Genomic DNA, 22,689 nt, shown 5'->3' on the forward strand with positions numbered 1-22,689 from the left:
AGTCAGCGAAGCAGTTGACGGGACGACCGGGGCGGCGTTTTCGCCGGGCTTGCTGTCTTCGAAGCCTCCCCGAGGGCCTGCATCAACTGGATCGAGAGATCGATTCGTTCCGCGTTGAGATCAGCCTGTTGGCGTTGCGATTGCAGCAGTTGTTGCTCGACGCTCAGCACGTCCAGGTAATTACCGATGCCGGATGAGTAGCGTTGAACGACGGTGTCGTAGGATTTCTGAATCACGTCGGTCGCCTGCTGGCGGGCCTCGATCTGGCGACGGATGTCGCGCAACTGGCCAATGCCATCGCTGACATCCCCCAGCGCCCGGACCAGCGTCTTGTTGTATTGCGCCACGGCGAGGTCGTAGTCGGCGTCCCGTGCATCAAGGTCGGCACGGCGACGGCCACCGTCGAAGATCGGCAGCGACACCGTCGGCGCCACGTTGAAGAAGCGACTGGCGGAACCGAACATCGCATCACCCAGCAGCGACTCCGCCCCTGCCGAGGCGCTCAGGTTGAGGTTCGGGTAGAAGTTGGTCTTGCTGACGTCGATGTTCTTGCTCGCTGCTTCAACCCGCCAGCGCGCGGCGACCAGATCCGGGCGACGGCCCAGCAATTCCGCAGGCACCACCGACGGCAAGGCCACCGCAGCGGGTTGCAACACGGCAGGCCGGCTCAACTGTTCGCCGCGGTCCGGGCCTTTGCCCATGAGCACGGCCAGTTGGATCCTGGCGCTGCGCAGGTTCTTTTCCGCGTCCGCCAGCGACTCGCGGGAGTTGGCTTCAAGGCTCTGGGTCTGCTCGTACTGGTACTCGCTGTCGATGCCCGACTTGAAGCGCCGCGAGCCGAGGTCCAGCAGTTGACTTGTGCGCTTGAGGTCTTCGGCCGCCAGATCGCGGACGATATAGGCCTGGCCCAGGTCGCTGTAGGCACGGGCAACGTCGGCAGCGAGGGTCAGCTGCGCCGCTTGCTGATCGACTTCGCTGGCGCGGGCCTGGCCCAATGCCGCTTCCCAGGCAGCGCGCTGGCCGCCCCACAGATCGAAGTTGTAATTAAAGCCCGCGCTCAGGCTGCGCAAGGTGCTGTAGCGACCGCCGGCCCCGGTCGGGTCCTGATCCCGGGCCAGACGGGAACGGCTGACGCTGGCATCGGCATCGACGGTCGGCATGCGTTCGGCGTCGGCGGCGTACGCCTGGGCATTGGCCTGATGGGTGCGGGCAGCGGCGATCTGCATGTCCGGGCTGTCGCGCAGCGCTTCGGTGATCAGGCTGTTGAGCTGCGGATCGCCCAGGCTGGTCCACCAGTCGCGCTTGGGCCAGGCCGCGGGCGACAGGGTGATGCCGTTGAGGCTCTGGGTCGCCTGCAGCGTGTTTGCATCAATGCCGACGCCTTCGGTTTTCAGGCCTTTGGAACTGGCGCAACCGGCCAGCACGAGTGCCACGACTATCAGGCTCAGGGACGTGCGCAGGGTCGAGCCCCGCTGAATGTGAGTGCTCATCGTTCGGCGATCCGGGCAATCGTGATGGGGTCGCCCGAGGCAACCAGAATTTTTGTCAGAATCTTTTCCAGTGCCAGCAGCTCGCTGTCTTCCAGCACGCCGACCATTTCGTTCATCGCGTGTGCGCCGATTTCAGGCAACAGGTCAGAGAGCGCCTTGCCTTCATCGGTCAGCACTAACTGCACCTGGCGTCGATCTGATTCCGAGCGCGCGCGGGACAGCAGGTTTTTCTGTTCAAGGCGATCGAGCATGCGGGTCATCGAGCCACTGTCCAGGTTCAACATGCGACAGATGTCAGCCGGGGTCTCGGCGCAGAAACGCGCGATCATCACCAGCACTTTGAACTGCTGCGCGGTGACGCCATGGGGCTCGAGATGTCGGTCGAGGATGCGGTTTTTCAGCTGTTCAGTCCGGCCCAGCAACATGCCCAGCAGACTGTCGTGAAAGTTTTCGGGAGTGAAATGCGCCATTGATAGCCAACCATTATCTGCTTAGGCAGTGAATGGAGCGGATCTTACTGCCTAGGCAGTGAACACACAATGAAACAATATTTAAGGTGCACGAAATCGGACGAACGTGATTCGCCTGCTGACGCGGAGGCTTTGATGATGTGGGGATCTAACGCATCTAATGCGGATGAGAAACTGTGGAAGTGAGCTTGCTCGCGAAGTGGTACGTACATCCGCTAGATATTCAGCGGATGTAACGCCGTCTTCGTAAGCAAGCTCACTCTCACATGGACGTTGATTGCTGCCGACAGCGCGGCGCCTGAATTATGAGGAGGCGCCTGAAATGACGCGTTAACCAAAGACGATTTAAAGGGCCGGCACGCCGCTGTGAAAGCGGAAGTCTTCGTCCGGGCTCAAGATCAGCTCGCGCTCGGCCTGGCGGATTTCTTCGATCTTGGCGTCGACGTCCGCCTCGGTGCCGTAGGTGTAGGCGAGCTTCAGGTAATCCTGAAAATGCCGGGCTTCGGACTTGAGCAGGCTGGCGTAGAACTTCGACAGGTCTTCATCCAGATGCGGCACCAGCGCAGCGAAGCGTTCGCAGGATCGCGCTTCGACGATGGCGCCGACGATCAGCGCGTCGGTCAGTCGGTAGGGGTTGTGAGTGCGAACGAGTTTGCGCAGCGAACCGGCATAGCGCGCTGAACTGATGTTAGCCATCGGGATGTTGCGCTTCTTGATGATGCCGATCACCTGCTCGAAGTGACGCAGCTCTTCGCGCGCCAACCGCGACATCTTTGCCAGCAGATCGAACTTGTCGTTGTACTGGAACATGAACTGAAACGCCGCACCGGCGGCCTTCTTTTCATTGTTGGCGTGATCGATCAGCAGGATATCCAGATTCTGCAAGGCGGCCTGAACCCAGCTGTCGGGCGTGGGGCAAAGCAGGAAGGCGTCGATTTCTGGATAAATCTGCATGGGTTCACGGATGGCTGGCTGGGCAAGGCGCCGCATTATACGGAGCCTGACCGGCAGAGCCAGCCTGCGCAGATGAAAAGCGCAGGATTTACCGCAGGCGCCTGAGCGTCACGCTGCTGTCAGACCGCGCCCATCGCATCCTTGAGGAAGCCGGGCGCGATGTAGCGTTCATAGTGCGCTTCGGACAGCAGGAAGAATTCCCGATCAATGGCATCGCGCAGTTCAGGCAGCGACCAGTCGCGAAACTCCGGCAGCAGCACCATGCCGTAAGCGTCCAGCTGGTTGATCACCCGCGCACCCCGCGCAATCAACTGATACGCCCAGCAATATTCAGACTGATGGGGGACGAAGCGGATCTTGCGCTGCTCCAGCTGCGCCCGAAGCCTGGCCGGGTCGAAGACCTCGACTTTCCCCGCCATCACCTGCACCAGCAGCTGTTCCAGACGCAGCCAGACGGCACGTTTAGCCTCTTCGTCATAGCCGTTCCAGTGAATCACTTCGTGGTGGAAGCGCTTGCATCCCCGGCACACGAGGTCGCCGTAGACGGTGGAGCACAGGCCCACGCAGGGCGTTTTGATGATTTGATTGGGCATGAAGGAGCAACACGGCGGCGAACGAAACAAGCCGGCATGTTAGCCCTTTGTCTAACGAGGTACACCCTTCAACCTGTAGGGGCTAACTTACCTTCAGCGGTTTTTTACCGTAGAATCACCGGGCCTTTTAAGGCGCCAATGTCCGTTGGAAGCTGTTTTCAAAGCGTCACGAGCACAGTCAGGGCTTTTTACGATGAGTCGGCCAGCCACCCGTCGCACAAAGCCCGCCCTGCAGTCCGGTCCGACGCGAGTTCGCTTGCGTCCCCTCCTCGACCGATCATGCAGGCGTAAAACTTTGAAAACAGCTTCTGTTGGAGATCGTCAGCTTCCTGCCAAGAAACTTTAAAAAGTTCGAGAGCGCCGATGCGGACCTTCTCTGGATGAGCGTCCCGGACACCCATTTGGGACCACTGATGAGGGTAATACTGTGCTTGAAGCCTACCGTAAACACATCGAAGAGCGTGCCGCCCAGGGTATCGTGCCCCAGCCGCTTAACGCCGAACAAACTGCAGGCCTGGTCGAGCTGCTGAAAAACCCACCGGCTGGCGAAGAAGCTTTCCTGCTTGACCTGATCACCAATCGCGTTCCACCAGGCGTTGACGAAGCTGCCTACGTCAAAGCCGGTTTCCTTTCTGCCCTGGCCAAGGGCGAAGTCACTTCCCCTCTGCTGGACCGTAAACACGCTGTAGAGCTGCTCGGCACCATGCAGGGCGGTTACAACATCGTGACCATGGTCGAGCTGCTGGACGACGCTGCATTGGGCCAGGTCGCTGCCGACCAACTCAAGCACACCCTGCTGATGTTCGACGCCTTCCACGACGTCGCTGAAAAAGCCAAAAACGGTAATGCAATCGCCCAAGGCGTTCTGCAGTCCTGGGCTGACGGTGAGTGGTTCCGCAAGCGTCCGACCCTGGCCGAGAAGATCAGCCTGCGCGTCTTCAAGGTCACCGGCGAAACCAACACCGACGACCTGTCGCCTGCACCTGATGCCTGGTCGCGTCCAGACATCCCGCTGCACGCCCTCGCCATGTTGAAAATGGCCCGGGAAGGCATCGTGCCTGACGTTCAGGGTTCCATCGGCCCGATGAAACAGATCGAAGAAATGCGCGGCCAGGGTTTCCCTATCGCCTACGTGGGCGATGTGGTCGGCACCGGTTCTTCGCGCAAGTCGGCAACCAACTCGGTGCTGTGGTTCTTCGGCGACGACGTCCCGAACGTACCGAACAAGCGCGCGGGCGGTTTCTGCTTCGGCACCAAGATTGCCCCGATCTTCTACAACACCATGGAAGACGCCGGCGCCCTGCCAATCGAATTCGATGTCTCGAACATCAACATGGGCGACGTGATCGACGTTTACCCATACGCTGGCAAAGTCTGCAAGCACGACAGTGAAGAAGTCATCACCACCTTCGAACTGAAGACCCCAGTGCTGTTGGACGAAGTCCGTGCCGGCGGTCGTATCCCGCTGATCATCGGCCGTGGCCTGACCGACAAGGCGCGTGCCGAGCTGGGCCTGGGCCCGACCGACCTGTTCAAGCTGCCTGAAGCCCCTGTCGACACCGGCAAGGGTTTCACCCTGGCGCAGAAAATGGTGGGCAAGGCCTGCGGTCTGCCGGAAGGCAAAGGTGTGCGTCCTGGCACCTACTGCGAACCGAAGATGACCACCGTCGGCTCCCAGGACACCACTGGTCCAATGACCCGTGATGAACTGAAAGACCTGGCGTGCCTGGGCTTCTCGACCGATCTGGTGATGCAGTCGTTCTGCCACACCGCGGCGTATCCAAAGCCGATCGACGTGACCACGCACCACACGCTGCCTGACTTCATCATGACCCGCGGCGGCGTTTCCCTGCGTCCGGGCGATGGCATCATCCACAGCTGGCTGAACCGCATGCTGCTGCCGGACACCGTCGGCACCGGTGGTGACTCGCACACCCGTTTCCCGATGGGGATTTCGTTCCCGGCCGGTTCCGGTCTGGTGGCGTTTGCCGCGGCCACTGGCGTGATGCCACTGGACATGCCGGAGTCGATCCTGGTCCGCTTCAAGGGCGAGATGCAACCGGGCATCACCCTGCGCGACCTGGTTCACGCGATTCCTTACTTCGCGATCCAGAAGGGTTTGCTGACCGTCGAGAAGAAGGGCAAGAAAAACGCCTTCTCGGGTCGCATCCTGGAAATCGAAGGCCTGGACAACCTGAGCATCGAGCAGGCATTCGAGCTGTCCGACGCCTCGGCCGAGCGTTCTGCCGCAGGTTGCACGATCAAGCTGTCGAAAGAGTCGATCACCGAATACCTGAACTCGAACATCACCCTGCTGCGCTGGATGATCGAACAGGGTTACGGCGATCCGCGCACCCTGGAACGTCGTGCTCAAGCGATGGAAGCCTGGGTCGCCAATCCGGAGCTCATGGTTGCGGACGCTGATGCCGAGTACGAAGAAATCATCGAGATCGATCTGGCCGACATCAAAGAGCCTGTGCTCTGCGCGCCAAACGATCCGGACGACGCCCGTCTGCTGTCCAGCGTTGCTGGCGAGAAGATTGACGAAGTGTTCATCGGTTCGTGCATGACCAACATCGGCCACTTCCGCGCTGCGGGCAAGTTGCTGGATCAGGTCAAAGGTCAGCTTCCTACGCGTCTGTGGCTGTCGCCGCCGACGAAGATGGATGCTCATCAATTGACCGAGGAAGGCTACTACGGCATTTACGGCAAGGCTGGCGCGCGCATGGAAATGCCGGGCTGCTCGCTGTGCATGGGTAACCAGGCACGTGTGGAGCCGAATTCGACCGTAGTATCGACGTCGACCCGTAACTTCCCGAACCGTTTGGGTGATGGGGCGAACGTGTATCTGGCGTCGGCTGAGTTGGCGTCGGTGGCGTCGATTCTGGGTCGTCTGCCGACGGTCGAGGAGTACATGGAGTACGCGGGCAAGATCGACAGCATGGCTGCCGATGTTTACCGTTACCTGAGCTTCGATCAGATCGCGGAATTCCGTGAGGCTGCGGCGAACGCTAATATCCCGGTTGTTCAGGCTTAATAGCTGAGACCGTGTTGAGAAAACCCCGCTTCGGCGGGGTTTTTTGTTTTTAAGATCAAGGGCGTCTGCCTGGGGGCAGACTGTTTCGCCTTCGGCGACTTACTTTTGAACAGCACCAAAAGTAAGCAAAAGTGCTTGCTCTCGGTTGGGCCCCTCGTTCCTCGGGGTCCCTTCACTCCGGTCTCGCTCCGTGGGCGCGCCGCCATCCGCCATCCATGGCGGGGGCGGCTCTCGCGGCATCCATGCCGCTCGGCCCACGGAGCGAGACCTGCGTTCAGCCTGCACCCAAGTCGCGTTTTGCGGTGACTGAGCTTTTTGCGTATGAAGATCAAAAGCGCAAAGCAGATCAAAAGCTTCCCGGCTGAAGCCGGTCCTACGGGCGTACGCGCTGCTGTTAGTGGGACCGGCTTCAGCCGGGAAGGGGCCGGTGTGGGCGACGGTAATTTCACGGCATGACGCTTGATCGTTCCCACGCTCTGCGTGGGCATGCATCCCGTGACGCTCTGCGTCACAACGCGCGATGTCCATGCTTTTGGGCACGGGTCGCCGTAGCCATGTCAGCAATTGGCCGCTTAGACTGTTCCCTCTTTCTGTTTTCAAAGGACGAATCCAGTGAATGTTGCTGTCGATCAAGTGGTGATCCATCGTTTTACCGAGGCCCATATCGAGGGCGTGACTGCGTTGTATAACGACCCCGAGGTGTGTCGTCAGGTGCTTCAGATGCCGTATCAGTCCGCCGATGTCTGGCGCAAGCGGCTGGCGGGGGCGGACGACCGGTCTGTGAAACTTGTCGCTTTGCATCAGGGCCAGGTGATCGGCAACATTGGTCTGGAGCAATACGCGCGCATTCGCCAGCGCCATGTCGGCGCGATCGGCATGGGCATAGCGGCGGCGTGGCAGGGCAAAGGGGTGGGGTCGCGGCTGATGGCTGCCGTGCTGGAAGTCGCGGACAACTGGATGAACCTGCACCGGGTTGAACTGACGGTGTTCGCCGACAACGAAGCCGCCCTGGCGCTGTACCGCAAGTTCGGCTTCGAAACCGAAGGCCGCCTGCGTGACTACGCCATACGCGACGGCGTCCTCGTCGACGCCATCAGCATGGCGCGGCTGAAATAACCGCCCAGCCCTTTGGAAGAACGACGCAGAGCGTCCCAGGATGCATACCCACGCGGAGCGTAGGAACGATCAACAGCATTCGCGAGCGAGCTCGCTCCCACAGGTAGGTTGTTCGGCCAGCAAACCTGCCACCGTCCACACTGGCCCCTTCCCGGCTAAAGCCGGTCCCACTAAAAAGCACACCGCGTACACCCTGTGGGACCGGCGTTAGCCGGGAAGCTTTTGATCTGCTTTGCTTTTGATCTTCATACGCAAAAAGCCCAGACACCGCCAAACGCGACTTGGGCGCAGGCCGAACGTAGATGATGCGCAGTGGGCCGAGCCGCATGGATGCGGCGAGAGCGCCGTCAGGACATGGATGTCCGTTCGGCGCGGGCCCACGGAGCATCGTCGAAGTGAGGGAACCCGACGAAGTCGGGCCTAGCCAGGAGCAAGCACCCTTGGTTACTTGGGGTGCTTTTCCAAGTAACTCGCCGAAGGCGAAACAGTCTGCCCCCAGGCAGACGCCCTTGACCTTGATCTCCCAACGCAAAAACAAAAAAGCCCCGCGTCTCTCAACGCGGGGCTTCCGATTACAAACGACTAAACCCTCAAACCACAGCCGTCTGCCCACTCATCGCCAGATCCAGCAACTCACGGTTAGCGACCGCATACATCGCGTAATCGTGACCACTCGCTGCACGCAACTCCACCAACATCGCGCGCCAGCGCTCGACCATCGGCAAATGCTGCTCCAGCCACAGATTCAAACGCTCCTCGACGTCCGCAGGACCATTCGCCATCTGCAACACAGACACCGTGATCGCCCGCTGCTGCCAATCGATATCATCGCGGAACGCCTCACGGGCCAGCGCCTGCCAATTGTTTTCAACCGGCAACGCACTGATCTGCTGCAGATACCACGTCACATCCAGCGAACTGCCCACCGCGAAATACACCTTCGCCACGTCCGCTGCATTCTGACCGGTCACATCCGACGCCTCGATGATCGGCAACAGCGTGTACAAATGACTCGTACCCGCCACCATCCGCGCCAGCAACTCCGGCACGCCGGCTGCCACGTACTCCTGATATCGCGTCTGCCAGACCTCACGGGTCGGCCCTTCCAGCAACTCGTCCAGCTTCAGACCCAGCGCCGCGATGTGCGGACCGAAGTGCGCCACGTCACGCGCCGCGTCCAGTTCGTTGCGACGGCTGCGCAGGAACCAGCGCGTCGCGCGACGGCCCAGACGCATCAGCTCATCCATCAACGCCAGCTGAATCTCGGCCGGGACCTTGTAGTCCAGCGCCTCGATCTGACGGAACCAGTGCGGGAGGTGGAAAATGTCACGCACGATCACGTAAGCACCGGCCACGTTGGCGGCCGTCATGCCGGTCGACTCTTTGAGTCGCTGCACGAACGTGATGCCCATGTGGTTGACCAGATCGTTGGCGATCTGAGTGCTGACGATTTCGCGCTTCAAACGGTGACGACGCATCGACTCGGAGAACTTCGCGCCCAGCGACGGCGGGAACGCGGTTTCCATGTCGCGGGCCAGGTAATCGTCGTCCGGAACGCGGGACTCCAGCAGCGCTTCCTTGAGGTCGATCTTGCTGTAGGAAATCAGCACCGACAGCTCGGCCCGGGTCAGGCCCTTCTTCTCGGAAATGCGCTCGGCCAGCTGATCTTCCGCCGGCAGGAACTCGATGGCGCGGTCCAGCTTGCCCCGCGCTTCCAGGTCGCTCATCAGGCGCTTGTACTCGGCGATGCGCTCGTAGGCACGGCGCTCCGCCAGGGACAGAGCCTGGGTCTGCTTGTAGTTGTTGCCGAGGACGAGATTGCCCACTTCGTCGGTCATGCTTTCGAGCAGCAGGTTGCGCTGCTTCTCGGTCATGTCGCCGGCCTGAACCACTTCGTTCAGCAGGATCTTGATGTTCACTTCATGGTCGGAGCAGTCCACGCCACCGGCGTTGTCGATGAAGTCGGTGTTGGTAGCGCCGCCCATCAGGCCGAACTCGACACGGCCCAGTTGGGTCATGCCGAGGTTGCCGCCCTCGCCCACCACTTTGCAACGCAGCTGATTGCCGTTGACGCGCAGCGCGTCGTTGGCTTTGTCGCCGACGTCTGCATGGGATTCGGTGCTGGCCTTGACGTAGGTGCCGATGCCGCCGTTCCACAACAGATCCACCGGCGCCTTGAGCAGCGCGTGCATCAGTTCGGTCGGGGTCAGCTTGTCAGCGGTGATGTCGAAGCGCGCTTTCATCTGCGGGGTGATCGCGATGCTTTTCGCGCTGCGCGGGAAGATACCGCCACCTGCGGACATCAGGCTGGTGTCGTAATCGGTCCACGCCGAACGCGGCAGGTCGAACAGACGCTGACGCTCGACGAAGCTGCTCGCCGGGTCCGGATTCGGGTCGATGAAGATGTGCAGGTGGTTGAAGGCCGCCACCAGTTGCAGCTTGTCGGACATCAACAGGCCGTTGCCGAACACGTCACCGGCCATGTCGCCAACGCCGATCACGCTGATGCTGTCCTGCTGCACGTTGATGCCGCGCTCGCGGAAGTGGCGCTGTACGCCGACCCACGCGCCCTTGGCGGTAATGCCCATTTTCTTGTGGTCGTAACCCGCCGAGCCGCCGGAAGCGAAGGCGTCGCCGAGCCAGAAGCCGTAATCGATAGCGATGCCGTTGGCGATGTCGGAGAAGGTCGCGGTGCCTTTGTCGGCGGCCACGACCAGGTACGGGTCATCGTCGTCGTGACGCACGACGTTGGCCGGCGGTACCAGCGCGCCTTCTTTCAGGTTGTCGGTGATGTCCAGCAGACCGGAAATGAACAGGCGGTAGCAGGCGATGGCTTCAGCCTGAATCTCGTCGCGGGTCCCGGTGGTCGGCAGACGACGGGGCAGGAAGCCGCCCTTGGCGCCGACCGGCACGATGACCGAGTTTTTCACCTGCTGGGCTTTGACCAGACCCAGCACTTCAGTGCGGAAGTCTTCTTCACGATCGGACCAGCGCAGGCCGCCACGGGCTACGTTGCCGAACCGCAGGTGTACGCCTTCGACGCGCGGCGAGTAGACGAAGATTTCGAACTTCGGCACCGGCTTCGGCAGCTCGGGGATCAGGCGCGGGTTGAACTTGAAGCTGAAGTAGCTCTTGCTCTGGCCGTTGGCGTCGCTCTGGTAGAAGTTGGTGCGCATGGTCGCCTTGATCAGGTCAAGGTAGCGACGCAGGATGCGGTCTTCGTTGAGCACCTGCACGCCGTCCAGCGCGGTCAGAATGGCCTGTTCCAGACGCTGCTGCATGTCGTCGAGGTCGCCGCCGCTGAGCTTGCGCGCCAGGTAGAAGCGGGTCTTGAACAGACGCGTCAGCTCGCGGGCGATGTCGGCGTGGTTGTTCAGCGTGCTGGCGATGTAACCCAGGTCGAAGCCCAGACGGATCTGTTTCAGGTACCGCGCGTAGGCCCGCAGCAACGCCACATCGCGCCACGGCAAACCGGCCGTCAGCACCAGGCGGTTGAAGGCGTCGTTTTCGGCTTCGCCCCGCACGATATGGACGAAGGCGTCCTGCAACGTGTCGTTGAGCTGTTGCAGGTCCAGCTTCAGGCCTTCGCCGTAAGTGAACGCAAAGTCGTGAATCCAGAATTCGCGGCCATTGGTGTGGCGCAGGCGATATGGGAACTCGCCGAGCACGCGCAGGCCGAGGTTCTCAAGAATCGGCAGCACGTCGGACAGCGCCAGCGGCGTGTCAGCGTGGTACAGCTTGCAGTGCAGCTGCGCCTTGTCGCCCGACAGCGGCTGATAGAAGCTCATCACCAGCGGATTGGCTTCGGACAGGCTCAGCACGTGTTGCATGTCGACCACGGCAGAGTGCGCGGCGAAACGCTCGCGGTAGCCGGCCGGGAAACCTTTCGGGAAGTCGGCCAGTACATTGGTGCCCTGGGCTTCGCCGAAGCTTTCGATGACCAGACTGGCGTAGTCGTCTTTCCACGAACGGCAGGCCTGAACGACTTCGTTTTCCAGCTGCTGCGGGTCGATGTCGAGGGTGACTTTCGGGTCCACCCGCAGGATCAGCTGCACACGCGCCAGTACCGACTCGGAGAAGAAGGTCCAGAACTCGCAGTCGGTGGCTTTCAGGCGATCCATCAGCACTTGCTGGATCTTCTGACGGACTTCGGTGGAGTACACGTCGCGCGGCACATAGGCCAGGCAGTAGCAGAAACGACCGTACGGGTCTTTGCGCAGGAACACGCGAATCTTGTTGCGCTCCTGGATCTGCACGATCGACATGACGGTGGTAAACAACTCGTCCACCGGGGTCTGGAACAGGTCGTCGCGCGGCAGCACTTCAACCACTTGCGCCAGTTCCTTGCCCAGGTGCGCCTTGGCGTCGAACCCGGAACGGCGCTCGACTTCGGCGACCTTGCGGCGGATGTAGGGAATGGCGCGCACGCTTTCGCCGTACACCGACGAGGTGTACAGGCCCATGAAGCGAGACTCCTTGATGACCTTGCCGTCGGCGTCGATCTGGCGGATCGACACGTAGTCCGGATACGCCGGGCGATGCACGCGGCTTGGGTGCGCGGCCTTGGCGAACGACAACAGGGTCGGCTCCTGCAGGTACTTCACTGCATAACCTTCGATGTGCAAGTCATCGGCGGTGAGCCCAGCGCGCAGCAGTTTGGTCAGGCCTAGGAAGGACGACGGGTCGTACTGGAGCTGACCGCCCTCGCCTTCGTCACTGACGGTGAATTCTTCGTAACCGAGGAAGGTGAAGTGGTTGTTCACCAGCCATTCGAGGAACACCTTGACCTCGGATTTCTCCTCGGGGTCAATGTTGTACTCGGTGGCGTCGATGCCGGCCAGCAGCTCGTGGAGCTTGGCTTTCATCGGCTCGAAGTCTTCCACCGCGACGCGGACTTCCCCCAGCACCTGCTCCAGTTCGCGGGCCAGCACGTTCAGCTCCGCAGCATTGGCGCAACGGTCGATCTCCAGGTACATCAACGATTCTTGCAGCACATCTTCGCCGCTGGTGCCTTTGGGCAGCAGTTCGACCAGTTGACCACGGGCATCGCGTCGCACACTCAGTACGGTGGTTTGCAAGGTGTGGATGCTGTAGCCGCGGCGGTTGAGCTCGGTGCGCACCGAGTCCACTAGAAACGGCAGGTCGTGGTGCAGCACTTCGACGGCGGTGTGGGTCGACTGCCAGCCGTGGCGCTCGTAATCGGGGTTGTAGACCCGCACTTGCGGGCTGGAATGTTCAAAGCGCTCAAGCAAACGCCAGGCAGAAAGGGTACAGCCTGCCAGATCGGAGAGCCGACGCTGGGTCAGCTCGTCCAGGGAAATGATGCCGAAGAACTGCTCAGCGAACAGCGCCACTTGTGGCAGTGCCTGTTCACTGATGTGCTGGGCCAGTGCCGCTTGCAGTTGGTGCTGGAAGTCGGACTTGCTGGCTGCGGTGAAGAACGCCATCTTTGGTACTCCGCTTGGGCTTTTATATACGGTCTTAGGAGAGATGCGTGGTGCCGGGTCGAGTGTCGCGTTTACCGCTGCACGAGGATAGTCAGGAAAACGTGACTACGGGCAAAGCGTAGCGCTTTGCTTAAGTACTAACGCTTGTCGTGTGTGCGCCGTCACATCTGGCCGACCCGAATGAACCGTGTACACCGTCGCCCAGGCAGGCTCGGCTGTACAGCGTTTCATCTGCTACGCAGCTTAACGAGACCAGCCGCGCGCCTGCTTGCGGTGCTGCGACATATTCGGACATCGGGTTGCTACGGGATGTTGCGAAAGCGGCGAAGGCGCCGCCTGGCTGAGATGACAACCCGGGCCTGGTACGAGTGAGTGGGCAAATGTGCGCGAACACTGGCAAAATCCCGCTCACCCCCAGACGCTCTCAAGGAACATTCCCATGCTCATGACCACCGACAGCTTCATCTACAACCCCTGTGACGAGGAAGAAGATGACATGGCGCTGGCGTGTTGCCATGGGTCAAACGGCGACCTGTTCATGCTGGCGCGCTTTCCGGACGAGGACGAAGTCGACATCACCTTCCGCGACGACACCATTCACGTCGACGAGCAGATCATCGTGACCTTCAGCGCCACCCGCCTGATCTTGGAGATTGACGCAGGGGACGCCATCCATCTGGGCGGAGATACGTCCTACGAAATCCTGCACAGCACGCCGGCCAGTGAGCTGGCCGATCTGGATGCAACGTTGCGAATCATCCTCAAGGATGTAGGGGCATACATCAGCGAAATCCGCTAGTGAGTGACCCGGTCGTGGAGTACACCCGGCGGTGAGCGACGACTGGCCTCCCTTCTTCGACCGACGCCACCAACGCCTCGACCTCTTCACTGAACGCTTTTCCGCCGTCGAGCGCCATGTATCGCACATGCAAGATGACGTCGGTCAGCGTCGCAAGCATAGCCTGCTGACTCTCGGATTCATGGTTGGGGAAACTCAGCGTCCAGCTAGAGATGGCGCCCGTGCCTTCAAACGGGAAATAACGCTCATCGCCAAAGTCCAGCGTCGCCATGCCGTGGTCATCAACACCGCTGGAAAGACCAATCTGCTGATTGGATCGTGGGTTGAAGACGATCTGGTCCTGACGAATATCTTCGTCGCCTTCTGCCAGCTCCCCAGCCTGTTGATAAAGGTATTTCACATTGCCAATCTGCGGCTTCAACAGGTAGCTACTGGACTGCTGGCTCAGCGTTGCATGAATGTCCTGATAGGGTTGGAGCACGACTGGCAATGACACCGACACCCGCACCAGTTGGCGCAAGTAATGGCCGGGGTAATCCTTGTCGAATGTCGAGGACTTGAGCTGAAAATTGATTTCACCTTCGGCCCGCAGTGTCTCGACCACCGCGTCCCAACCCGTGGCAGCGGTCTGCGACGAGAAAGCAGCGCCTGGATCGTAATCCTGCAATAGCGCTTTGAGCGACACGGTTTTTGTCAGTTCAAGGCGCCGCTCATGACGACTCAGATACGCCGACTCCATCTGCAGCAAGCCCAATTTAAGGGACTCGCCCGCTGTCAACCCGAAGCGGTTATCAGCCCAGGCGGTGGTCGAGATAAACCGCGTATCGCGATCGCCGATTTCATACTGCCAACAGGCTTCGGTGCTCAAGCACATCGAGAGCACGGCGTCGTAGGCCTGGAAATACAGCGTCGACATTTGGCTCAACAACCATTGATACAGCCCAGCGCCGCAGGCCCGCCCTTTGATGAAGGCGTACATCGCTTGCGCCTGTTCCCGCGCTTTGGTGGCCTGTTCCAGGCTGGTTATGGCCGACTGCAGGTTCACGTCCTGCGCCTGGATCTGCTGATCGAGTATCTCCAGCTCGAACTCGGCCTGTTTGGCCATGAACTGCCACTCGTCACGACGGCGATTTTGCATGTCAGTGGTCAGTTGTACCTGGGCCAGCTCCGACAATACTGCAGCGGCACTTTCGGCTAATTCCGCCGGGCCAAAAGCAGCGCCGCCCCAGTGCATGCCACCGGTGGCACCACCGAACAGGTTAGGTGCCAGGTTGGCGAAGTGTCCAGCGGCACCCAGCGCCCGGGCAGCAACGGTAGAGCCCATCGCAGCCATACGCTTGCCATGGGCAGATTTTTCCAGCGCGCTGACATCCTTGCGCACTAACGCGTCGTAATACTCTTTGCGCGCGGCGACACCGCGACGACTTGCTTGCAACGCGTCGCGGCTTTTGCCGGCCTCATCGATGGCATTTTGTTGTAGCCGCTCGGCAAAGGTCGCCAGATCATCGACGATCTGCCCTTGCTGCAGCTCATCCTGCTCGGCGCGGTCCCGGGATTCCATGTGGTTGAGCACTACCTGGGCAAAACGGATCAACATTTCCACCGCGTATTGGGTGCGTGGCAGCATGGCGCGAAAACGATACGGCGGGATGATTGCCAGCGAGCCCAGGCGCCGCTGGCTCAGGCTCGAGCCGCTCAACTGCGCACGCAGCAGGTCCAGCGGATTGGCCGGGGCTTCGTACAGCGCCAGTTGCATCGGCTTGCCGTCCAGCGTCAGGTTGTGGCGCAGGTTGAACAGCCGTTGCTCCAGCTGGCTCCACAGGTCCAGCAACAGGCTGTTGACCGGCAGTCGGAAGGCCGGGAGATCAAGCAGACGCAGCCAGGGTGCGCCGTCGTCGCGCAGCGGGATCAAGTCGCGCAGCTTGTGGAGCATGGATGACTCGAGCAAGGCAAAGGAACGCTTCTCCGGTTCCAGCACAGCAGACAGGGTCGCCGGCGTCCAGCGGCTGATACTGCGGCCCTTCGACAACGGGCCTAACAGGGAGCCTGCCCGAACGTACAGCAGCTTGGCCTCGTTGAGGGTGTCGCGGGTGACCTGGCGATACAGCATGTCGCCCCAGGTCATGAGGTTGTTCACGTAGAGCATGAATATCGCTTTGCGGTAGTGCGACGGCGCCCCTCGCGCGATGGCGTCAGGATTGCCCAAACCTTCCAGCTCGGTGTTGAAGCGATCAGGCAGGCCCAGCGGACGGCAACTCCAGTAAGGCAACCAATCTGTCGTTGAAGGCGGCGGGTAAAGGGGAGCAACGCGCATTTGCGGATTGAACAGGCGCTCCAGCCAGGCCTGCGCTTCTGAGTAGTCGAACTCCTGCTGTAAGCGCCAGGCGACCAAGTGCGAGACGTGAAAGAAAATCTCCCAGAAATAAAGGCCATTGGCGCCATCGAAGTCCAGGTAAACCGGCGCGGTCTGGCCGGGTAATTCAGGTTCTACGGTGTGCTGGGTTTCCCAGGACAAGGCACTTTCCAGCGAGAAAGCAGCCTTGTGCGACAGTTCCTTTGCGAAAAGGGTGTTGAGGCGGATGGAAGCGGCGCTGGCATCGATGCCAATGGGGCTGAGATCAAGGTAATGCGCGCCGGCTGGGGTTGTCATGATCAGTGGAGCGGGGGTGGATACCGGCACCAGCTCCACCTTGAATGCGTTTGCGCCGAACTTCACGTCATCACCCAGTTTTTCACCCCACTGATACACACGATTATGGTCAAAACCCGTCGCCCAACTGTGCTCGATCAGGGGCGTCCTGGCAGCGCCATTTAAAATTAATGTTCCACTTCCTACCGGTGCAATGGGATCGAAGCGGCGGATAACCCACTCCATCTCCGCCGGTTGGTAATTAGGCTTGTATTGAGCACAATCCAGTGGCCAGTCCATGCTATCGCTTATGCGGACGATGAACTCACCGTCACTGCCCGTCAATTCAAACGCCTCTTGATCAAACTCAATAACTTTCTCTGCCCGCATGTAGGTGAAATAACCGTCGCCGTAGTCCGCAAAGTCGGCCTCATTAACGGTACAGAGCTCTTGTCCAGCACAAACGAGTGATGCGCTTATAGGAGGAAATACCAAGTCCTTGTCGATAAACCTGATCACGCTGAAGGTTAAATCGCCGATACCTGAGATGACGTCCACATGAAATCCATACCGCTGACTGTAGTCGATGGCTTTACTATAAATAAAATCACTGCCCCGCTTTACATTGACTGCCTTATTGCAGAACCCTTGAAGGGTCCCGGCATTGTTTTTCCAATCGACGTGAAGTGTCAGGTATTGATTGACCGCCAACTCTCCTTTCCCGAGTACCGTTCCCTCGCTTGTTTGATCCCACGTTATCGGCGCAATCGTATACTCGCTGGCCACATCGTCGAAGGCGAACTGAACCCGACGGTTGTCTGCGCCAAGCATTGCACCCATGCTCCCGGAGACATCAAGGTTGATAGGGTTTAAAAGACTGTCGCGCACGAGGTAAGTGTTGATATCAGGCTCGAATCCTTGTGAGACAAAGTGTACCGCTAACAGCCGACCACCATCAGCGGCCCGGTCAGTGCCAACACCGAGTCGATAGCCTTTTGTAACAACACCCTCGGCACTCACCTCGTTGGCGAGCAATTCATCCGGCGCCACACCCGACTGAAGAAGAATTGGCACACTCCAGCCATTATCAAGCCTTCGATATGCCAGCTTCAGATGATATTCGAACTCACCGGTGGTAGCCCCGGCATCGTCATATACCGCTTTCCCGGACTCAGCCCAGACCGCATATAACCGCCCATCCATCACAACCGGCCGACAATGTTTTATATGTGCACCCGAGACCGAGTCAATCGGCAACCACTGTGTCCAGCCTGCCATGGTCGGTTTGGTTGCATCGTCTCCCGGATATAAATGCGCCTTGCGCCAATAGAACCCAAACGGCTCGATGCTTTGCCGTCCGATAAAATAGTAATCGGCATCCACGAACTTCGTGCTGTCCACATAACAACCGGTGATCTGCAGATTGCTGATCACCTCGAATGCCTGCAGGTAGTTGCCCAACGCGCTTTGAACCGAATCCCGAGACAACCGGGCCTGGGCGATTTCTGACTCAAAAGTCTCGAACATGCTCGTCTTGTCGAGTCGCAGCGTCGGGTCAAGATAGTTTTCGGGGTAATCCGCAAGCATCTGGTAGCCCGCCCACACGCTGTACTGCGACATGCCCTCGCGCCAGAGCGTCAGCGATTCGCGGGATGCGTTGGCGTAGCCTGGCTCCATGCCATTGTAGATGGCGTGAATATGTTGCTGGACGCTGGCAATGCTCTGCGCCACTCGACTGGTGTCCACCTGCCCGGTGACCTGATTGTCGATCAGCAGATACTCGTAGAGATCGTCTTGGGTCAGCGCCGGACTCAACGCCGCGTTTCCCTGGGGAGCGAGCTGGCCCAAATAGTAGGCGACCAAAGCATCCCGTCGTTGTTCTTCCAGAACCCCAATAATTGCCTGGCTCATGGCCTTGCCCTCATCATCCGTTGATGTGCGTACGCCGCGCCGCCAGAGCGGCACGATCCTGTTGAAGGCTGGCGGCCAGCGTCGCCGCTAACCGACGCTGGTCAGGGGTGGCAGCAGCGCCTTGACCTGTTCGGCAAACACTTTCCCACCGTCCATAGCGCGATAGCGCAGGTGGATGATGATGTCCTGCAACTCATCGAACATCCGTTGCTGCGAGCCACATTCGTGTCGCGCAAATGTCAGCGTCCAGCTCGATACTGCGCCAGTCCCCTCAAAGGGCAGGTAACGCTCATCGCCCGCCAGGGGCGTATGCAGACCGCTGTCTTCGGTATCACCTGAGATCGCGATCTGCTGCCCTGATCTGGGATTGGCGATGACAAACCTGGGATTGACGTCATCGTGCTCGCCCGGCAACTCATTGGCCTGCTGATACATGTGTTTGCAACCACCCGGATCAGCCTTCAGCAAGTAGCTGTTAGTGAGTTGTCCGAGCACCGCCCGGGCGTTCTCGAACGGCCCCAGCACGCCGGGCAGCGACAGCGTTACCTGTCCCAGTCGACGCAAGTAGTGGCCCGGATAATCCCGGTCGAACAGCGATGGCTTCAAGGCAAAATCAAGGGTGCCGGACGTACGCAACTGGGCGATCACGGAAGGCCAGCCTGCCTCGTTTCCGTCAGTTTGGTAGTCGGCCAGCAAGCGTCTTAGCGATACGGTTTTTGCCAGGTCAAGGGACCGTTCATTGCGCACAAGGAAGGCCGACTCCATTTGCATCAGCCCCAGCCCCAGGCTTTCTCCTGCCGTAAGCCCGTGGCGGTTGTCCTGCCACGCATTGACCGGTATGAAGCGCGTGTCATCATCTCCGATCTCGTACTGCCAGCATGCTTCGGTGGCCAGGCACAGCGAAAACACGGCGTCGTAGGCCTGAAAATAAAGCGTGGCCATCTGCCCGCCCAACCACTGATACAGGGCAGCATTGGTGGCGCGGTTCTGGATAAATGCATACAGCGCCTGCGCCGCTTCACTGGATTTGCGAGAGCGATCGCGTTTCAGTTGTGCTGAACGAATCAACATCTGCTGCAGCTCATCCTGCAGGGCGAGCGCCTCGACCTGCTTTTGCGCCTCGTCCTTGAGGAACGCCCACTCGGTGCGCCGCCGCTCACGGGCATCGGCACGCATCTGCGCTTCGGCACTGTCCGAAAAATAGATGGCCGCACCCTCTAGCAGTGAAGCCGCCGCCCAGGGCGGCCCTCCCCACGTCCATCCACCCGGTACGGGGATAGGCACCGGGGCGCATATCAAGGTGATGGTGTTGGGAAGCGCGCTCAACGCGCTGCCGGCTGAGCGCAACCCGGCCGCTACCATCCGTGAGGCACTGGCTCCGGCGAGCATCTGTTCCGCCGCCAGCTCCGCATCGCTGACATCCTCTTCCAGCCATTTGTCGTAGGACGCGACTTTGGCGTGCAGTTGCTCACGGCGCGACTTCAACGCTGCCAGATTAAATTCCGCCTGCTCGATGGCCTGAGTGTCGAAGGTTTCCACGAACTGTGTCAGCTCCAGCAGATGAGCCTGTTGGAGGCTCTGCTGTTCGGCGCGGTCGCGGTTTTCCATATGCGCCTGCAGTTGATTGCCAAACGCCATAAGCGTGTCCACCGCCGACCGCGCACGCATCAGCATCGCTGAAAAGCGGTAAGGCGCAATGATCGCCAGTGCACCCAGACGCCGGACGGCGGCGCTGCTGCCTGCCAGTTGAGCACGCAGAAGGTCCCGCGGGTTGGCCGGGGCCTCATACAACGCCAACTTCATCGGCCGGCCATCCAGCGTCAGGTTGTTGCGCAGGTTGTAGAGACGCGTGTCCAGCTGGTCCCATACGTCCAGCAGGCGGGTATTGACCGGCAGGCGAAACCACGGAGCGTCGATCAGCCGGAGCCAGGATCCGGCACCCAGAGACGCGCAAGTCACGTGTTCGGGGGACGCGGCGGTTGATACCTCGAAAGCTGCCAAGGCGTCATCCTCATGACGGGCGGCTTGAGCCAGGGTTTGCGGCGCCCATTGGCTGATGCTGCGGCCCTTGGACAGAGGCCCGAGCAGCGACAGTGCACGGACATAATGCAGCTGGGCTTCGGTCAAGGTGTCGCGCGTCACCTGCCGGTAAAGCGAGTCGCCCCAGGCAATGAGGTTGTCCACATAGAGCATGAAAATGGCTTTGCGATAGTGTGAAGGCGCGCCATACGCGATGGTGTCCGGGTCCCGTGGCGCGGCGGTGTCGCGCGACGGGTCATCGGCGAACGCCAACGGTCGGCTGGTCCAGTAGGGCAGCCAGTCCACAAGCGCAGGAGCGGGATGCAACGGCGCCACCCGCGCCTGTGGATTGAACAGATAATGCAGCCATTGTTCAGCGCCCGCGTAGTCGAACGACTGATGCAAACGCGTCGCGACCAGGTGTGGAAGGTGAAAGAACAATTCCCAGAAGTACCGCCCGTTGGCGCCATTGAAATCGACGGGCTGGGGCTGCTTGCCCGGTGCAGCGCCTTCGAGCATGTGCTGTGCCTCCCAGCCCAGCGCCGCCTCCACAGAGATCTCAGCCCTGCGCACCAGCTCACCGGCGAAGGCGGTGTTGAGCCGCACGTAACGCAGAGACGGCACCAACAGGCATTCCAGATCGATGAACTGGCTGCCATCGGCGGCGGTGACGATAGTGGGCATCGCATCGGAACGTTCTTTGCGGGTGATGGTGAATTCGTTGTAGCCCAGGCTGCCCGCCTCTTTTTTCATGCCGAAGCGCATCGGATACGTCAACTCGCCGCTCCATGGATCAACTTGCGCAGTCGTTCTGGCCGAGCCATTGAGCACAAGAGCATGATCGGCGTCTGGCACGCTTTTCCAGATTCCGAAGTTGCGACGTAGGGGAGTGATCCCTTCAGCGTCCTCATACAGCGGCTTGCTGCACACGCCGATGGACTCAATTTTGCAAACCTGGTCAATCACTTTGATGCGTACATTGAGATCGAGAAACGAACTCAAGACGCCAGGATCGTTGTCACCGCTCGGATTCAAGTCCACGCGGTCCAGGGTCCACACTTTCCCGTCAGCGTCGGCACCTTCCATCGGAACCTGTGCGCGCCCGCGATCGCCACCCAACTGCTTCACCAGCGCGGTAAGGGCTGAGGTCATGGACGCCGAAGTCGGCGTGACGGACTGCCAGTACTTATCTTTCACGAGCACAAATGCGTGGCCTTCCACCAGAGTAACGTGTCGTTTTAAAAAGCCGATGATGAGTCTGGGATCCGCATGAGAGCGGTTATCAAACGTAGCTATCAGCATGTAATCCGACGCTTCGAGTGTTTCAAACGAAGGCATCGTGCATTCACGCAACGCGATTGCAGCACTCCATTGCCCGTTGCTTTGCAGGTAACTCACGTTCAGTCGATAGATAAAACTGTCAGCCTTGGGCTTTTCATTTGCGTCCAGCTCTTCTCGTAGTTGTTCCAGCCACACCACATGCAGACGCCCCTCCACCACCACCGGGCGGACATGAGTAACTGTTCCAGACGTTTGCGTTTCGATCTTCTTCCACTCAGTCCACGCGGACGGTGGCACCACCGGGCTGCTCCCATCAAGATCAATGGCTGCCTTGCGCCAATAACAAGCGAACGGCTCCACTGTCTGGCGGCCGATAAAGTAATAGTCGGACTTACAGAAATCCACGCCATCGATGTAACAGGCCACCGTATTGAGGTTGCTGACTTCTTCAAACAGCGTCAGGTAGTTGCCCAGCGCTTTTTGCACCGTATCGGTTGTCAGTCGCGCCTGCGCCAGATCCCCTTCCAGCGCCTTGAACGCCTCCGTCTTGCTCAGCCGCAAGGACGGGTCGAGATAATTTTCAGGATAGTCGGCCAGCATCTGGTAACCCGCCCAGGTGCTGTATTCACTCATGCCGTCACGCCACAATTGCTGCGTACGAGTGTGCTCGGCGAGATCGGGAATCTCCCCGAACCCCGGCTCCATGCCGTTATAGATGGCATGCACATGCTGTTGAATGCTGGCAATGCCTTGCGCGACACGACTGGTGTCTACTTCGGCGCTGACCTGATTGTCGATCAGCAGGTATTCGTAGAGGTCTTCCGGGGTGATAATGTTTTCGGGCGCAGGATATTCCGGACTTGGGACAAGTTGGCCGAGGTAGTAGGCGACGAGGGCGTCGCGGTGTAGTTGAGCTAATTGATTCACACGAGTCGTTAGCATG

At 59.9% G+C, this 22,689-nt stretch carries 10 protein-coding genes; 3 read left to right on the top strand and 7 right to left on the bottom strand.

What is annotated here, in order from left to right:
- Positions 1-2 precede the first annotated feature (2 nt).
- The 4 genes from JN403_RS22540 to JN403_RS22555 all read right to left on the bottom strand — a co-directional run bounded on the left by JN403_RS22540 (position 3) and on the right by JN403_RS22555 (position 3,507).
- Positions 3-1,490, bottom strand: a complete 1,488-nt coding sequence (locus tag JN403_RS22540; RefSeq protein ID WP_205484379.1) for an efflux transporter outer membrane subunit — start codon at positions 1,488-1,490, stop codon at positions 3-5.
- On the bottom strand, positions 1,487-1,960 hold the full coding sequence (locus JN403_RS22545) for a MarR family transcriptional regulator (protein ID WP_065986418.1): 474 nt from the start codon (positions 1,958-1,960) through the stop codon (positions 1,487-1,489). Before JN403_RS22545 ends, JN403_RS22540 begins: the two co-directional genes overlap by 4 nt.
- A 345-nt stretch (positions 1,961-2,305) precedes the next feature.
- A complete protein-coding gene (gene miaE, locus JN403_RS22550; protein WP_205487635.1) occupies positions 2,306-2,914 on the bottom strand; it encodes a tRNA isopentenyl-2-thiomethyl-A-37 hydroxylase MiaE in 609 nt (202 codons plus the stop codon).
- A gap of 119 nt (positions 2,915-3,033) precedes the next feature.
- A complete protein-coding gene (locus JN403_RS22555; RefSeq protein WP_122537601.1) occupies positions 3,034-3,507 on the bottom strand; it encodes a DUF1289 domain-containing protein in 474 nt (157 codons plus the stop codon).
- A gap of 427 nt (positions 3,508-3,934) precedes the next feature.
- Here JN403_RS22555 and acnB point away from each other — a divergent pair, with 427 nt between their 5' ends.
- Both acnB and JN403_RS22565 read left to right on the top strand, forming a co-directional pair.
- Positions 3,935-6,544 (top strand): bifunctional aconitate hydratase 2/2-methylisocitrate dehydratase, encoded by a 2,610-nt coding sequence (gene acnB / locus JN403_RS22560; protein WP_122537599.1) that lies wholly within the window; start codon positions 3,935-3,937, stop codon positions 6,542-6,544.
- Between the two features lie 612 nt (positions 6,545-7,156).
- A complete protein-coding gene (locus JN403_RS22565; protein ID WP_205484382.1) occupies positions 7,157-7,660 on the top strand; it encodes a GNAT family N-acetyltransferase in 504 nt (167 codons plus the stop codon).
- 590 nt (positions 7,661-8,250) lie between these two features.
- Here JN403_RS22565 and JN403_RS22570 read toward each other — a convergent pair.
- Positions 8,251-13,107: an NAD-glutamate dehydrogenase gene (locus JN403_RS22570; RefSeq protein ID WP_205484384.1), complete on the bottom strand. Its 4,857-nt coding sequence runs from the start codon at positions 13,105-13,107 to the stop codon at positions 8,251-8,253.
- 439 nt (positions 13,108-13,546) lie between these two features.
- On the opposite strand from JN403_RS22570, the gene JN403_RS22575 reads away from it, so the two are divergent.
- Entirely contained in the window at positions 13,547-13,906 is a 360-nt protein-coding gene (locus tag JN403_RS22575) for a hypothetical protein (protein WP_205484386.1), read from the top strand.
- On the opposite strand, the gene JN403_RS22580 is transcribed toward JN403_RS22575, so the two are convergent.
- Complete coding sequence (locus JN403_RS22580; RefSeq protein ID WP_205484387.1) at positions 13,890-18,446, bottom strand: neuraminidase-like domain-containing protein; 4,557 nt, start codon at positions 18,444-18,446, stop codon at positions 13,890-13,892. The genes JN403_RS22575 and JN403_RS22580 overlap by 17 nt on opposite strands.
- 87 nt (positions 18,447-18,533) lie before the next feature.
- Positions 18,534-22,688: a neuraminidase-like domain-containing protein gene (locus JN403_RS22585; RefSeq protein ID WP_205484389.1), complete on the bottom strand. Its 4,155-nt coding sequence runs from the start codon at positions 22,686-22,688 to the stop codon at positions 18,534-18,536.
- Position 22,689: the final 1 nt, after the last annotated feature.

It is taken from the genome of Pseudomonas sp. 15A4 (genome assembly GCF_016925575.1).
GTDB lineage: Bacteria > Pseudomonadota > Gammaproteobacteria > Pseudomonadales > Pseudomonadaceae > Aquipseudomonas.